The sequence below is a fragment of the Sutcliffiella horikoshii genome, assembly GCF_008180725.1.
In the GTDB taxonomy this organism is placed as follows: Bacteria; Bacillota; Bacilli; order Bacillales; family Bacillaceae_I; genus Sutcliffiella_A; species Sutcliffiella_A horikoshii_B.
In genome coordinates, this window is the sequence record NZ_VTEV01000001.1 from 334,445 (window position 1) to 349,877 (window position 15,433).

General features: G+C 40.1%; 16 protein-coding genes. 1 reads left to right on the forward strand and 15 read right to left on the reverse strand.

Annotated features, from left to right (window positions below):
* Nucleotides 1-14: 14 nt before the first annotated feature.
* The 6 genes from fapR to FZC76_RS01720 form a co-directional block, all read right to left on the reverse strand.
* The gene (gene fapR, locus FZC76_RS01695; RefSeq protein WP_148986542.1) at nt 15-581 is read right to left on the reverse strand and encodes a transcription factor FapR; all 567 of its coding nucleotides are present in this window, start codon (nt 579-581) and stop codon (nt 15-17) included.
* Between the two features lie 150 nt (nt 582-731).
* Nucleotides 732-2,780 (reverse strand): ATP-dependent DNA helicase RecG, encoded by a 2,049-nt coding sequence (gene recG / locus FZC76_RS01700; protein ID WP_148986543.1) that lies wholly within the window; start codon nt 2,778-2,780, stop codon nt 732-734.
* Nucleotides 2,773-3,660: an L-serine ammonia-lyase, iron-sulfur-dependent, subunit alpha gene (gene sdaAA / locus FZC76_RS01705; RefSeq protein WP_148986544.1), complete on the reverse strand. Its 888-nt coding sequence runs from the start codon at nt 3,658-3,660 to the stop codon at nt 2,773-2,775. The genes recG and sdaAA overlap by 8 nt, the downstream gene beginning before the upstream one ends.
* Nucleotides 3,661-3,720: 60 nt before the next feature.
* Complete coding sequence (gene sdaAB / locus FZC76_RS01710) at nt 3,721-4,383, reverse strand: L-serine ammonia-lyase, iron-sulfur-dependent subunit beta (RefSeq protein WP_148986545.1); 663 nt, start codon at nt 4,381-4,383, stop codon at nt 3,721-3,723.
* 115 nt (nt 4,384-4,498) lie between these two features.
* Entirely contained in the window at nt 4,499-6,175 is a 1,677-nt protein-coding gene (locus tag FZC76_RS01715) for a DAK2 domain-containing protein (protein WP_148986546.1), read from the reverse strand.
* 16 nt (nt 6,176-6,191) lie between these two features.
* Nucleotides 6,192-6,554: an Asp23/Gls24 family envelope stress response protein gene (locus FZC76_RS01720; RefSeq protein ID WP_010193134.1), complete on the reverse strand. Its 363-nt coding sequence runs from the start codon at nt 6,552-6,554 to the stop codon at nt 6,192-6,194.
* 364 nt (nt 6,555-6,918) lie between these two features.
* Between FZC76_RS01720 and rpmB the strand changes: the two genes are divergently transcribed.
* Nucleotides 6,919-7,107 carry a 50S ribosomal protein L28 gene (gene rpmB / locus FZC76_RS01725; protein WP_010193132.1) on the forward strand — a complete coding sequence of 63 codons (189 nt, stop codon included), beginning with the start codon at nt 6,919-6,921 and terminating at the stop codon, nt 7,105-7,107.
* Between the two features lie 495 nt (nt 7,108-7,602).
* Here rpmB and spoVM read toward each other — a convergent pair whose 3' ends face one another.
* From spoVM to rsmB, 9 genes are all read right to left on the reverse strand, one after another.
* Nucleotides 7,603-7,683 (reverse strand): stage V sporulation protein SpoVM, encoded by an 81-nt coding sequence (gene spoVM / locus FZC76_RS01730; protein WP_060665857.1) that lies wholly within the window; start codon nt 7,681-7,683, stop codon nt 7,603-7,605.
* 71 nt (nt 7,684-7,754) lie between these two features.
* On the reverse strand, nt 7,755-8,411 hold the full coding sequence (locus tag FZC76_RS01735) for a thiamine diphosphokinase (protein ID WP_148986547.1): 657 nt from the start codon (nt 8,409-8,411) through the stop codon (nt 7,755-7,757).
* Nucleotides 8,412-8,468: 57 nt separating this feature from the next.
* Complete coding sequence (locus FZC76_RS01740) at nt 8,469-8,654, reverse strand: hypothetical protein (protein WP_148986548.1); 186 nt, start codon at nt 8,652-8,654, stop codon at nt 8,469-8,471.
* A 53-nt stretch (nt 8,655-8,707) separates the two neighbouring features.
* Nucleotides 8,708-9,361 (reverse strand): ribulose-phosphate 3-epimerase, encoded by a 654-nt coding sequence (gene rpe, locus FZC76_RS01745; RefSeq protein WP_148986549.1) that lies wholly within the window; start codon nt 9,359-9,361, stop codon nt 8,708-8,710.
* 3 nt (nt 9,362-9,364) lie between these two features.
* Nucleotides 9,365-10,243 (reverse strand): ribosome small subunit-dependent GTPase A, encoded by an 879-nt coding sequence (gene rsgA, locus FZC76_RS01750; RefSeq protein WP_148986550.1) that lies wholly within the window; start codon nt 10,241-10,243, stop codon nt 9,365-9,367.
* Between the two features lie 18 nt (nt 10,244-10,261).
* Nucleotides 10,262-12,235 (reverse strand): Stk1 family PASTA domain-containing Ser/Thr kinase, encoded by a 1,974-nt coding sequence (gene pknB, locus FZC76_RS01755; protein WP_148986551.1) that lies wholly within the window; start codon nt 12,233-12,235, stop codon nt 10,262-10,264.
* A 5-nt stretch (nt 12,236-12,240) separates the two neighbouring features.
* Complete coding sequence (locus FZC76_RS01760; protein WP_148986552.1) at nt 12,241-12,990, reverse strand: Stp1/IreP family PP2C-type Ser/Thr phosphatase; 750 nt, start codon at nt 12,988-12,990, stop codon at nt 12,241-12,243.
* Between the two features lie 9 nt (nt 12,991-12,999).
* Nucleotides 13,000-14,091 (reverse strand): 23S rRNA (adenine(2503)-C(2))-methyltransferase RlmN, encoded by a 1,092-nt coding sequence (gene rlmN / locus FZC76_RS01765; protein WP_148986553.1) that lies wholly within the window; start codon nt 14,089-14,091, stop codon nt 13,000-13,002.
* Nucleotides 14,092-14,094: 3 nt separating this feature from the next.
* A complete protein-coding gene (gene rsmB / locus FZC76_RS01770) occupies nt 14,095-15,432 on the reverse strand; it encodes a 16S rRNA (cytosine(967)-C(5))-methyltransferase RsmB (protein ID WP_148986554.1) in 1,338 nt (445 codons plus the stop codon).
* Nucleotide 15,433 lies beyond the last annotated feature (1 nt).

A 15,433-nucleotide genomic window follows, 5' to 3' on the forward strand; every position in this document is an offset into this window, starting at 1 on the left:
TAACCTGCCTTTAATCAAGAAGTTGTAGAGCGGAACATTTCAAACTCACCATGGAAGACTTTTTCACTGCCAACGGAGCTTTTCACTTCTACAGTTGTTCTACCTTTTTCTTTATCTACTTTACTAACAAAGGCTTTTGCCACAATTCTTTCACCCAATTTAACAGGTCGTGTAAATCGAATGGTAGCTTTTGCAGTTAACGCCAGTTCATCATTGATGACAGCAACTGCTAAAGAATTGGCTTGCGCAAACAAGTGATGGCCACGTGTAATTTGATTTCGTTTAAAAACATGCTCACTTTGGACATCAAAAATAGAAATCGCGCTCTCATCTAATTGAAGGTCAATAATCTCACCGATAACTTCATCAAGAGGCAAAGATTTCACTTCTTTTTCAAGCGTCCGTGCAGCCACGTTCTTTATTCTCTCCCTTAATTCAGGGATATTTAACTCCAGACGATCCAACCGGACTGTTTGGATGCTGACCTGAAAAAAATCTGCAAGTTCTTCATCTGTTATAAAAGGGTTCTCCTGTATCTTATCTTTTAAAGATAACTGGCGCTCCTTTTTGTTTCGTCTCATAAAATACACACCATCCGAACTATTATGACTAGGTACTAACAGTAGTATATATACATAAAAAGCATATTGCAAGACAAAATTTCGTGACATAGTAACAAAAAGGCAGAGAAAGCCTACTAAATGGCTTCACACTGCCTTACACTGCCTCTATCAATCCAACTTGTCACCATCTAAAATGCCCGAGTGTTCGATCATTTCCCTTAACCCTTTATATTCCTCATCCACCCAAAAGCTATCGGAATAAAGAAGATCATAAGCATCCTGCCTCGCTACTTCAAGAGCCCGGTAATCATGGACCATGTCTGCCACTTTAAATTCAGGGACGCCGCTTTGTTTTCTCCCAAAGAAATCGCCGGGGCCCCGCAGTTCCAGGTCCTTCTCTGAAAGTACAAAACCGTCGTTTGTTTCTGTCATGATTTTCATGCGTTCTTTCCCGACTTCCGATTTCGGATCTGCAAGCAGAATGCAGTAAGATTGTTCACTGCCTCGTCCAACACGGCCGCGAAGCTGATGCAGTTGGGAAAGACCAAAGCGTTCAGCATCATAAATCACCATCATCGTCGCATTTGGTACGTTAACACCAACTTCTACAACGGTTGTCGAAACAAGCAGTTGCACTTCATTTTTGCTGAAAGCTTCCATGACTTTTTCTTTTTCATCAGAATTCAGCCTGCCATGCATTAACCCAATACGCCAGTTTCCCCTGTAGTAATGTGTAAGCATATCGTGCACATCTATTGCATTTTGCACGTCTAGTTTTTCCGATTCTTCGATAAGCGGGCAGATGACATATGCTTGCCTACCTTTTTGAAGCTCTTTTTCCACGAACCCTAATACCCTGTCAATCATCTGATGTTTCGCCCAGTAGGTCTCTATTGCTTTTCGCCCTGCTGGCATTTCATCAATAATAGAAACATCCATTTCTCCAAAGGCTGTAATGGCAAGTGTTCTTGGAATCGGCGTTGCAGTCATAAACAACACATCTGGATTTGAACCTTTTTCGCGGAGAACCCTTCGCTGTTCGACTCCAAAACGATGCTGCTCATCAGTAATGACAAGGCCGAGCTTTTTGAAATACACTTCATCTTGTATTAATGCATGAGTTCCGACCAGGATATCTATCTCGCCATTTGACAATCGTTCTAAGAGCTCCCTTCGTCGCTTGCCTTTGACAGAACTTGTTAACAATTCTATGTTGACCGCCGTTTCACTAAATAGACTTGTTAACGATTGGGCATGTTGTTCTGCAAGTATCTCTGTTGGAACCATTAACGCTCCTTGATAACCAGATAGGTGTGCAGCATATAGAGAAATTGACGCAACAACGGTTTTACCAGACCCAACATCACCTTGCAATAACCGGTTCATTCTGAAAGGCGATGTCATGTCGCCGATGATTTCTCCCAATACCTTATTCTGTGCACCTGTTAGCGGAAATGGCAGGCTGTTGATGAATTGGTCCAGCATTTCATCCGAAAACTGGTGAACCAGTCCTTTTGTTTGCTCACGTTTATATTTTCTTAATGCCTGAATCTTTAGCTGAAAAAGTAAAAATTCCTCATAAACAAAATACCGTCTTGCATGTTTCAACATTTCTTGATTGACTGGGTTATGTAGCGCTTTTATTGAATCACCTTTTGAAGGTAATTTGTATTTTTGTAAAAGAGAATGAGGGAGTGCACTTTCCAGTTCGGATCCATAAGTTTTCAGTGCATTACTAATAAACTTACGCATTTGTTTGACAGTAATATTTCCTTTGACCGAGTAAACAGGTTCGACTTCACTTTCTTTCATGAATGGACCAAAATGAATTTCCATGACCGTAATAGTCTGTCGATGCTGATCCCATTTTCCGGTAATCGTGATAGTATCATTAATGGAAAGTTTATTCTTGTAAAATGGCCGGTTGAAACATACCGCCTTCACTAAAAAACGGCCGACAAAAAATCGAAACGTAAGCCTGGATTTCTTTTTGCCAAAATACATAAGAGAAGGTTCCCCATGAACCTTCCCTTCAACTGTTATTTTCTCTTCATGTTTTACTTCTGATATATCTCTAAGCCTGTAATCTTCGTATCTGTACGGGAAATGCATCAATAGATCTTCTACTGAAAATATTCCCATTGCATGTAGGGAGTTTGCGGTCTCTTCCCCTATGCCTTTTAAGGATGTTACTGTCATTTCGGATAAATTAGTCACCTTTTTGTAAGGGAACACCAAATATTTTCGCTTCTAATTCACGACCAGTTGGTGTTGCCGCCAACCCTCCTTGAGCAGTCTCTTTAAGTGCAGTAGGCATGGTTTGTCCAATCTTGTACATTGCGTCAATCACTTCATCACACGGAATGGTGCTTGTGATTCCTGCCAGTGCCATGTCAGCTGCGACCATTGCATTTGCTGCACCCATTGCATTACGCTTTACGCACGGGACTTCTACAAGTCCTGCAACAGGGTCACATACTAATCCTAACATGTTTTTAAGTGTAATGGCCATTGCTTGTGCACATTGATCTGGAGTTCCGCCAGCCATTTCCACAATAGCAGCTGCCGCCATTCCAGATGCGGAACCCACCTCAGCCTGACATCCGCCGGCTGCTCCGGAGATAGAGGCATTATTAGCAACAACAAACCCGAAAGCTCCTGACGTGAATAAGAAGTTGATCATTTCTTCTCTTGTCGGGTTAAGCACATTTTTGACGGCAAAAAGTGTTCCAGGAACTACCCCGGCAGAACCAGCTGTCGGAGTGGCACAGATTGTACCCATGGCAGCATTTACTTCATTTGTTGCTACTGCTTTACTTACTGCATCCAATATATTTTTACCTGTCAGGAAATTGCCTTTTTCGATATATTTTTGTAAAAGTACCGCATCTCCTCCCGTTAAACCGGAAACAGATCGTACTCCTTCAAGGCCTCTTTCTACAGCCTGCTCCATGATGGTAAGATTTTTGTCCATCTGCTCAAAAATCTCCTCACGGGTTCTGCCCGTAAATTCCATTTCCTGTTCAATCATAATCTCTGAAATCTTCTTATTACTGCTTTGTGCTATTTCAATCAGTTCTGCAACATTACGAAACATGATTTTTCCCCCTTAAGAGCTATCCATCAATTGAAAGCGCTATCATTATTATTCTAAAAGTTAGTCTACAATTTTTGTAACTTGAGTGATGTTAGGTAATGCGGTTAATTCTTGAATTACTGCATCATCAATATTTTGATCCACTTCTATGGTCATTAAGGCTTTTTTTCCTTTTTCCTTACGAGAAACCTCCATATGGCCTATGTTAATGGCGAATTTCGCTAAAACATTGGCAACTCCAGCGATCGCACCGTAACGGTCATCATGCACCACAAGTAATGCAGGATGATTTCCTGAAAGCTTCAAGGCAAAACCGTTAAGCTCCGTAATCTCAATTTTCCCCCCGCCTATCGAAATACCGACAAGCTCCAATTCTCCGTGTTCATCACCGATTACAACTTTTGCTGTATTCGGATGGTCTGTGACGGCATCTTCTTCATGAAATGAAATGGCAACTCCTAATGAATCTGCAATTTGAAGGGAGGTTTTTATTCTTTCATCAAATGTATCAAAATCAAGTAAGCCCCCGACAATTGCTACATCTGTACCATGCCCTTTATATGTTTTTGCAAAAGAACCGTAAAACGATATGTTTGCCCACTTTGGCTGCCTGCCGAAAAGACTTCTTGCCACACGCCCGATTCTAGCGGCTCCGGCTGTGTGGGAACTTGATGGTCCTATCATAATCGGGCCAATAATATCAAATACACTTTTATATTTCATGCCTGCCCACTCCCCTATGTCGGTTTGCTGTCATATACCACAGCAAATTTTCTTTTTGTACACATACAAAAGAAGGGTGTTAGCCCTTCTTTTGGTCTTCAAATATTATATTAGCCTACTCGATCGAAAAGATAAAGGAATATAGTGGCTGTTTTCCATTATGGACTTCCACTTCTACATCCGGATAGGATTTTTCTAATTCACTCACAAGTTCTTCCACGTCTTCTTCTGTTACATCTTCACCGTAGATGACAGTAAGTATTTCGGAATCTTCGTCAACCATGGAAGTAAGAAGTTCCTTTGCAGCGGATTTTTTGTCTTTGTTAGTTAGAACAATTTTACCGTCAGCAATTCCCATGAAATCATCTTTCTGGATTTCAACACCATCAATGTTTGTATCTCTGACTGCGAATGTAATTTGTCCAGTTTTTACAGAGCCTAGAGCTTCTTTCATTGTCGCTTCATTGTCAGCAAGCTCTCCTGTCGGGTTAAACGCAAGGATTGCTGCCATTCCTTGTGGTACTGTTTTACTTTCCACAACCGCTACATTTTGATCAGCAACTTCTGCTGCTTGTTTCGCAGCCATGATGATGTTGCTGTTATTTGGAAGGATGATCACGTTATCGGCGTTCACTTCATCGATCGCTTTAAGGATATCCTCTGTGCTTGGATTCATGGTCTGGCCGCCTTCAATGACCGCCTTTGCTCCGATGCTCTTGAATAGCTCAGCAATCCCTTCGCCCATCGCAACCGTAATGATTCCAAATTTTTCACGCTTTTTGTTTATTTCAGGCTTTGGAGCAGGATAGTCATCTTCTTCAAAAAGTAGGTTGCTATGCTGTTCTCTCATATTTTCAATCTTCATGTTGATCAGGCTTCCGTATTTTTGACCATAAGTCAAAACATCTCCAGGCTGCTCCGCATGAATGTGTACTTTCACAATTTCTTCATCTGCAATAACTAGAAGGGAATCCCCATACTGAGACAAGTCGTTACGGAAGTTTTCTTCTGTAAAAGGATTAGCTTTCACTTTTTCCTCTTCAAACTTGACCATAAACTCCGTACAATAACCGAACTCAATATCTTCCGTATTGATTGCAGAGTGAACACTTTTATGATGTTCTGCATTAACAAGCTCGTTCATAGTTGTTGTAGGAACGATGTCCTCAATTCTTTGACCCTTCAACTCTGCAAGGAATCCTTCATAAATATAAACCAACCCTTGTCCGCCACTGTCCACTACTCCTACTTCTTTTAACACAGGAAGAAGGTCCGGGGTGCGCTTCAGGGAAGCATTTGCTTCTTTTAATGTCTCTTCCATCAATACAATGATGTCTTCTTCGTTTTTCGCTACAGCAACTGCTTTCTTCGCAGCATCTTTCGCTACAGTAAGAATTGTACCTTCCACAGGCTTCATAACGGCTTTATATGCTGTTTGTACTCCTGCTTCAAGCGCTTGAGCAAAGTCTTTGCTTGTAATCGTTTCTTTAGACTCAATATGCTTAGAGAATCCGCGGAATAATTGAGAAAGAATAACTCCAGAGTTACCTCTTGCACCCATAAGTAGGCCTTTAGCCAGAGCAGAACCAACCTTTCCGATATGCTCAGAAACATTACCTTTTACTTCTTTCGCTCCTGAAGTAATGGAAAGATTCATATTTGTTCCCGTATCTCCATCCGGAACCGGAAAAACGTTCAACGCATCCACTGTTTTGGCGTTGTTTGATAGATGATTTGCACCTTGGATGACCATTTGTGCAAAACGTTTCCCATTTAGAACTTTTACTGACACTAAATTTTCCTCCTTATTACGGGTTCGTAACTCGAACTCCCTGTACATAAATATTTAAAGAATCAACGGAAAGACCGAGCATTTGATTTAAGGTATATTTTACTTTGGTTTGTACATTGTGAGCCACTTCGGAAATCTTTGTTCCATAGCTTACGATGATGTACATATCAATATGTAGCTGATCTTCTTCTTGGCGTACGATAACGCCTTTAGTGAAATTTTCTTTTCTAAGTATTTCGGATAACCCATCTTTCAATTGGCTTTTAGAGGCCATGCCTACTATTCCGTAACAATCAACTGCAGCTCCACCAGCAATAGTAGCAACTACATCGTTAGAAATATCTATTTGACCATAGGATGTTTTTAGTTCGATGGACATAAAGGTTCCCCCTTCAATTGGATTTTTCACCTTGTCTACACGCTATTTTACTATAAAAACGTTCATTTTAAAAGCAGGCGGGTACTATTCTAATAATACTATTATTATACTGAATGCTAAAAACATGTATGTCAAGGTTTTTTTCTTGAAAGCTTTCCTTAGAACTATTGCAAAGTGTGGGGTAGTATGTTAAATTATATAAGTATTTTCAAGAGATTATTTTGGTAAAGAAAAATGATGCAGAAGGGTACTTCTATGGACGTAGACCTTATGTATGGTTTTTCTCGCAATAATAAGAAGGTACTTTCTTATTACTAATGAAAATATTGAATGATGTTTCTTTGTAGTTAGGAGGGAATTGAACATGGCACGTAAATGTGTAATCACAGGCAAAAAGACTGGTTCTGGAAACGCACGTTCTCACGCAATGAACTCTACTCGTCGTACTTGGGGTGCAAACCTTCAAAAAGTTCGCATTTTAGTAGACGGTAAACCAAAGCGTGTATACGTTTCTGCAAGAGCTTTAAAATCAGGTAAAGTTGAGCGCGTTTAATTTATAGTTGCGCACATACGAAAGCGACAGGGAGCGAGTCTTCCTGTCGCTTTTTACTTTAGGTTGGTTTTTAGTTCAAGTTGATTTGGTACTAATGATAATTGTTTACATAACTATTTTACCGTATACATATTTGGGGAATGGTCAAAACCGAGTGTCATTCTTATGGTTTATCTGCTTTTTTTGCATATGAGAACTGGTTCAGTCAATTTTTTTGCATGTTTGGTCAATTGCATTCGTGTTTTCAAGGGGGTTCGGACATTTCAATTGGATGTTTGGCCAATTTCATAGTACCGTTCGGACAATTGAAAAATTCGTTCGGTCATTTTCCAGAAAACTTCGGACAACTTCGCAAAATCTTTGGTCAACTTTTGAAAAACTTCGGTCAAAATTAACAAATCTTCGGACATTTGCCCAATTGCCACACTTTAAACTAGCATACATATTCAAGGAAAGCACCATACATTTATAAAAAAAGCACCCTTTCGAGGTGCCTTACTCCTTTTTAAACGACCCAAGCATAGCCCGGATTATTCCCCCCAAGAACCTAGGTAGTTTGATTGTATAAAATTTCATTACATTCCCTCCTCCGAACTTTTACCTTTTTATTAATTTAGGTTGCAAATTAGCGGATCGCTGGGACCGTCTTAAGATAATGGATGATAATCACGGCTCCTTATCACCATTAATATGCCTTCATCAAATGAAAAAGTACCACTTTCCACTTCAAGTTCATTACTAATACATAGTGTGTCTCCGAAGCGAATATGTTTTTTTTCTAAAGGATATTTAAATCCCTTTAGCGTGATACCTTTCACATCAGGGGTGATAGGCATAAAAGAGATGAATGGCAAGGACTCATACTTCTTGATAGAATAAGTTCCTTCCTTAAGAGCATATATTTGATTTTGAATATCGTGTATCTCTATAACAGCCCCTTTTTCAAGTCCTTTCAACAGAAGCTGAATGTTGCCTAAAAAGTGATCTAGTCTTCCACCCGTTCCTCCAAAAATTCTGATGAGTGCTGGTTTTTGTTCAAGCGCCCAATTCACAGCAAGTTCAGTATCTGTTTCGTCTTTTTCGCTTGGATAGACCTCTGCGTGAGGAAGTTGTGCTTTTATTTTATGAAGTTCTTCACTTGTAATGGAATCAAAGTCTCCAAAAGCTTTAGCTGGTACGATATTACGCTCAAGTAAATAAGCAACCCCTCTATCTACACCAACCCAAAGCACATCTTCTGCCTGCCAATCATGCAGTTCAGGAATCAGTTCTGTCGGTCCTCCTGCAACAATATGTATCCTCAATTTGCCTCTCCCCTTACTTCTTTTTAACGTAAAAAAGCCTTCATAAACGAAGACTTTTTACGTGCTGGAGGAGTCGTCATAATCGTAACGAAATCCGTCCAGCTGTTTATTTTCTATTTCAACTGCTGAAAACTTCTTCAGCAACTGTTCGTACATGTCAATTTCGTTATAGTCTGTGCTATTGGCCAATGCGGAATGCAATGCTTGTTCAAGTATTGCCTGGTCATCCTTCGAAATATTCATCTTAGAAGTTCCTCCCTCACCATTTACCAATAGCTTTCCGCACAAAAGCAAAATTATGACAAGTTGCTTCTGATGGAGGAGATTGCCTGTTTGCGATCTTCTTTATTGTAAATAGCAGATCCGGCAACTAAAACATTCGCTCCTGCGTCTACACACAATTTAGCTGTTTCAGGATTCACACCACCATCAACCTCAATATCGATGGACAATCCTCTTTCTTTCACTAAGGATGCCACTTGCTTAATTTTCGGCAACACATCCTGAATAAAAGCTTGTCCGCCAAATCCAGGGTTGACTGTCATTAAAAGCACCAAGTCTACATCATTCAAAATTGGAATAATGCTTTCTACCGGTGTAGCTGGATTGATCACCACTCCAGCTTTCACGCCTAATGATTTGATATGCTGAATGGTGCGGTGAAGGTGACGACATGCTTCCACATGAACGGAAATGATATCTGCCCCAGCTTTAGCAAAATCCTCAATGTATGCATCAGGGTTCTCAATCATCAGGTGCACATCTAACGGCAACTTCGTAATGGGGCGAACTGCTTCCACGATTAATGGGCCAATAGTGATGTTTGGGACAAAATGTCCGTCCATCACATCAATATGAATATAGTCTGCTCCTCCTTGTTCCACATCTATAATGTCTTTTCCTAAGTTGGCAAAATCAGCACTTAGAATGGAAGGGGCGATTTTTATCATATTTTAGTACCTCGGCTTTCTGTCTTTTATTTCTTCTACAAAAGAAACGTAATGTTTATATCGGTATGACGCAATTTCTTCGTTTTCAACCGCTTCTTTTACTGCACATTTTGGTTCTTTCAAGTGAGTACAGCCTCTAAATTTGCAATCTTGGCTTTTCTCTACGAATTCAGGAAAACAATCTTTTACGTCTTCTGCTTCCATTTCTAGAAACTCTAATGAACTGAATCCTGGAGTATCCGCAACAAAACCGTGGTTGATTTCCATCAGCTCCACATGCCGTGTTGTATGTTTTCCTCGTCCTAGATGGGAGGAAATGTTATCCGTTTTCAATTCTAGTTCAGGGCGTAACACGTTTAAAAGAGATGATTTTCCAACTCCTGATTGTCCAGCAATTACAGATGTCTTATCTTTTAAGTAAGGCAAAATTTCCTTAAGCTGCTCCGGTTCCTTTGTGGATGTTAACAGCACTTCATACCCTACGGAGCGATAATATTCGGCGAACTCCATAAGGCTAGCTTCTTCACTAAGTAAGTCCATTTTGGAGATACAAATTAGTGGACTAACTCCTTTGGATTCAATCAACACAAGGAATCGATCCAATAAAACGGTACTGAATTCAGGTTCCATCGCGGAAAACACAAGGATTGCTTGATCGATGTTAGCGATTGGTGGCCTAACTAGCTCGTTTTTTCGAGGCAATACGTCCATAATGTATCCTTCTTGGTCGTTCTCCGCTTGGAATACAACGGAGTCCCCAACAAGAGGGGTTATCTTATTTTTACGGAAAACCCCTCTTCCTCTACATTGGGTAATTTCGCCATCCGCAGTCAAAACATAGTAAAAGCCGCTCAATGCTTTGACAATCTTGCCTTCTGGCATACACTCACTCCTTAATAATTACTCTATGTCGTCATAATTGATGGTTTTATTTTCCACTTCTTTCCCATCTACGACAATTCGATATTTAGCCTGTTGCTTATATGCCACCGTTACCGTGAAACTTGTGATTAAGTCCTCTGTAATAATAAAGGTTTCTTTTGGTTCTCCATCCATGGTGTTGTTAAGATCCTCTAAATATAATTCAACTGTTTGCTCTGCGCCTTCTTCTTCCGGATCATACTTTACTTCAAGTGGTATATCCACTGTCTTATCACCAGGTTGCGGCCCATCAGAAACAATAAGTTTAATGGTATCGCCCTTTTTTACTTGGGATTCCGGTGCAGGCTCCTGTTTAATAATATTCCCCTCAGAGACAGAATCATTATACTCTCTTGTCACTTCTGGAACTAATTCTAAACTCGCAAGATGTCGTTGTGCAAACTCAATGGATGATCCTTGGTAATTATCAAGTTCTATTGGACTTGAACCCATAGAGACAATAAGTCTTATTACTGTTTCTTCAGGAACTACGCTTTCTCCGGCTTCTGGTTCTTGTCGGATGACTTCTCCTTCTGGTACTTCATCAGAGTGAATTTCATCGAGTTCATAATCATCATAATTGGCTGCTTCTATTCTGTTAATAGCTTCATTTACAGGAAGTCCTGAATAATCAGCCATTTCGATCTTTTCCTTTCCTGAGCTCTGGAAAATGGTAATCGCTTTGCCTTCTTTAACTACTTCTCCTGCTTCAGGGAAGGTTCTCGTTACTTTTCCTTCTTCTATGTCATCACTAGGTTCCTCTTTAGGTTCTTCTAAAACAAGACCTAAATCGATCAATTCTTTTACTGCATCGTCATACTCCTTACCTGACACATCAGGAACCGTTACATCTTTCGGTAAAAGCATGGCTGGTAAAAGGGTAAATGCAGCTCCCCCGCCACCAACAAGCAGTAAAAACAGGATTAATAAACCAATAATCCATTTTTTCTTTTTCTTCTTTTTAGGTGGAGGTGGTTCTTCCGCCTTCTCACTTACAGGTTTATTTTCCGGTGGACGAATTCTTGTTTCATCTTCATTTGTGATATTGTTTAAGCTGCCTTTAATGATCGGAATAGCCTTTGTCGCTTCTTCATCATCATCTGGGATGTAAAATTTAGGTTCATTCATACGGCTTGGTTCAAGGGCCGTCATAACATCTGCCTGCATTTCATCTACAGATTCATAGCGATGAAGTGGATCTTTTGCCATTGCCTTTAATACAACATTTTCCATACTCTGAGGTAAAGTAGGATTCCAACGCTTTGGAGATGGAGTTTGGGATTGTAAATGCTTTAGAGCAATAGAAACAGCTGATTCCCCGGAAAAAGGCAGTCTTCCTGTTAACAATTCAAACATTACAATTCCTAATGCATAGACATCAGATTTTTTTGTTGCCAAACTTCCTCTAGCCTGTTCAGGAGATAAATAATGAACAGAACCTAAAAGCGAGTTGGTCTGTGTGATCGTAGTAGAACTCAAGGCCATGGCAATGCCAAAGTCGGTCACTTTTACAGTGCCGTAATCATCAATCAATATGTTTTGCGGTTTTATATCCCGATGAATGATCCCGTTTTCATGGGCATGAGAAATAGCTGATGTCAGCTGGTTCATGATCTCCACTGCATTGTATTGTTCCACAGGTGCATATTGTTGAATGTATTGCTTTAAGGTTTTTCCTGAAACATGCTCCATCACGATATAATAAATGTCATCTTCTTCGCCAATATCATAAATGCTTACTATGTTCGGATGGTCTAGGCTAGTTGCAGATTGTGCCTCTCTTCTAAAGCGGCGAATAAATTCTTCATCATTTGCAAAATCTAACCGTAATACTTTAACTGCGACATCACGATCCAAAATCATGTCATGGGCAAGGTAAACATTTGCCATTCCACCGCCACCGATGACTTCCATAATTTTGTAGCGATCATTTAATCTTTTACCTATTAACACCTATTTCACCCACTCCCAGCTTCGGAGACAGATAATTCCAAGATGGCAACCGTGATATTATCTTCCCCACCGTAATGGTTGGCGCGTCTTATTAACTCCTCTGCCTTTTCAGACAATGCATGGTTCCCGTTGTTTAAAACCTCAACTAGCTCCCTGTCTTTCACTTTGTCACTTAAGCCGTCTGAACAAAGGAGAATATATCCTGGGTCATCATATGTAATGGTTTTTATATCTATTTTCACTGTTTTTTCTGTCCCTAAAGCCTGTAGAATAACATTTTTTCTAGGATGATGTTCTGCATCTTCCTTTGATATTTGCCCAGTTTTAACGAGTTCATTTACAAATGTATGATCTTCTGTTAATTGCTTGGCATTTTCATCTGAAACAAGATAAATTCTGCTGTCACCAACATGTGCCAGGGTCACAAAAGTATCGCCAATGATAGCAGCAACAATTGTAGTCCCCATCCCATTGCATTCCTCATGTGCATTTGCATGGTCAAACAGTGTTTGGTTGGCTTGAAGTATGAACGTCTTCAGCCAAATTTCAGCAGGTTCAGGGGAAGAGATGTTGGTCGTCTCTTCCCACACTTCCTTGATGTGACTTACAGCTCTTTCGCTTGCCACTTCACCTGCTTGATGGCCCCCCATGCCGTCACAAACCACTGCAAGCTTTGTGCCGTCTTTATTAACAAAAATTCCCCCATTGTCTTCATTATGTGAACGAACTCTCCCTCTATCTGTTAAAAAGACCATTAACCATTGTCACCTCGTCTCTTCTTTCCGCTCCTTCGCACGCAGTTGTCCGCATGCAGCATCGATGTCGTGGCCTTGCTCACGACGAACTGTTACATTGACTCCAAGATTTTTCAACGTTTTTTCAAATAAATTAATTTGTTCTTTTGGCGTTCTCACATAGTCACGCTCTGGTACATAATTCACCGGAATTAAATTCACGTGACACTTCATACCTTTTAGCAACTGTGCCAATTCCTCGGCGTGTTCTACCTGATCATTTACCCCACCGAACAAGCCATATTCAAAACTAACACGACGTCCAGTTTTATTAATGTAATAACGGATAGATTCCATTAGATCTGGAAGTTTATATGCTCTATTAATAGGCATCAGTCTTGAACGTATCTCTGTGTTTGGTGCATGCAGGGATACAGCAAAGTTGATTTGCATGTTTTCATCCGCAAATTTATAGATTTTTGGGATGATGCCACTTGTAGAAACGGTAATATGGCGTGCGCCGATATTAAGCGCTTTGTCATGGTTGATAATTTTCAAGAAGTCGAGCATCTCATCGAAGTTATCGAATGGTTCCCCAATCCCCATGATAACCACATGACTGACACGTTCCTCCATTTCATCAAGAGCTTGTTGCACCTTTACAACTTGGGCAACAATTTCTCCTGCTTCAAGGTTACGTTTTAACCCGCCTAGAGTAGAGGCACAGAATGTACAGCCGATTCGGCAACCTACCTGTGTGGTTACACAAACTGAATTTCCATATTCATGCTTCATTAGAACCGTCTCAATGGAATAACCATCATGCAGTTCAAATAGGAATTTCATCGTTCCATCAGAAGATGTTTGTTGAACAATTGTCTTTAATGTTGTTAGTGCATATGTCTCTTCCAGCTTTTCTCTTAAGCTTTTGGAAAGATTGGACATATCTTCAAATGACGTCACACGCTTTTGATAGAGCCATTCAAAAATCTGAGTTGTTCTGAATTTTTTCTCTCCGATACTTAGTAACCATTCTTCCAATTCGTGCAATTGTAAAGAATAGATGGACGGTTTACGCGTTGCTTCTTCTTGTTTGAGTTGTTCTTTTGTATTATGTTCCATCTTTTACACCTGCCTTTTTAGTCTAACAATAAAAAATCCATCCGTACCAAAATAGTGAGGCAATAGTTGGAGCATACCTTCTTTAACATAACTGTTTACCTTTTCTGGCAGTAATTCTTTAATGTTGAAATCTATTTCAAACTCTTTGTTTTCTTCTAGAAATGCATGAACAACATCAGCATTTTCTTCTTTATCAATTGTACATGTACTGTATACCAAAGTTCCACCTTTTTTTACAAGAGGTGCCACTTCCTTTAGTATAGCCAATTGAATGGAAGCTAGTTGCTTGATGTCCTGCATGGATTTTGTGTATTTCAAATCGGGCTTCCTGCGGATAACTCCAAAACCTGAGCATGGTGCATCTACCAGGATCTTATCAAACTGTTCCGGTTTAAAAATTTCTTGGGCCTTCCTGCTGTCTAGGGCTTGTGCGTCAATGTTGGAAAGCTGTAGGCGTTCTGCTTGATCTTTAATAAGTTTAACCTTGTGATCGTGGAGGTCCGTTGAGATGACTTTCCCACTATCCTTTAATAATTCTGCAATATGAGTCGTTTTCCCTCCAGGAGCTGCACAGCAATCATACACGTAGTCGCCCTGCTCAATACCAAGAGCTCTAGCAACGAGCATGGAACTCTCGTCTTGAATTGTCATATAGCCATTTTTATAGGCATTGGAATAAGCCATATTTCCTTTTAAAGAGACAATGCTTTCTTCTGCAACTTCCCCTTTTTCTGCATTGAATCCTTGTGCGGTAAGCATTTGCAACACTTCATCCACTTCTGCCTTCGCCGTATTTGCTCTAGCCGATTGGTGTGGAGGAACAAGGTTCATTTCACACATTCTTTCCGTATCATAAACGCCATATTGTTCAATCCATTTTTCGACTAACCACTTGGGATGGCTTGTTGAGACGGAAATACGTTCCACATCATTTTCCATTTTCTCAAGATCAGGAACACCGTCACGCTGTAAGGACCTTAACACGCCATTGACAACAGACGCAACACCTTTGTGTCCTCTTTTTTTGGCAATTTCCACCGCTTCATAAATGGCAGCACGTGCAGGAACTTTGTCTAAATATAACATTTGATACAACGTCATCTTTAAGAGGACTTTTACCCAATCCTGCAGTTTTTTTTGTTTTTCTATATAAGAAGCCAAGTAATAGTCCAAAGTGATGGTTCGTTGAATAGTACCGTAAACTACTTCTGTAAAAAGCCCGGCATCTTTTTTGGATAACTTACCTGAATCCAAGTAGTTGTTTAACAATAGGTTACTGTAGGCTTGCTTTTTTTCAACAGTTAACAATGCCTCTAAAGCAAGTTCTCTTACATTTTTCATT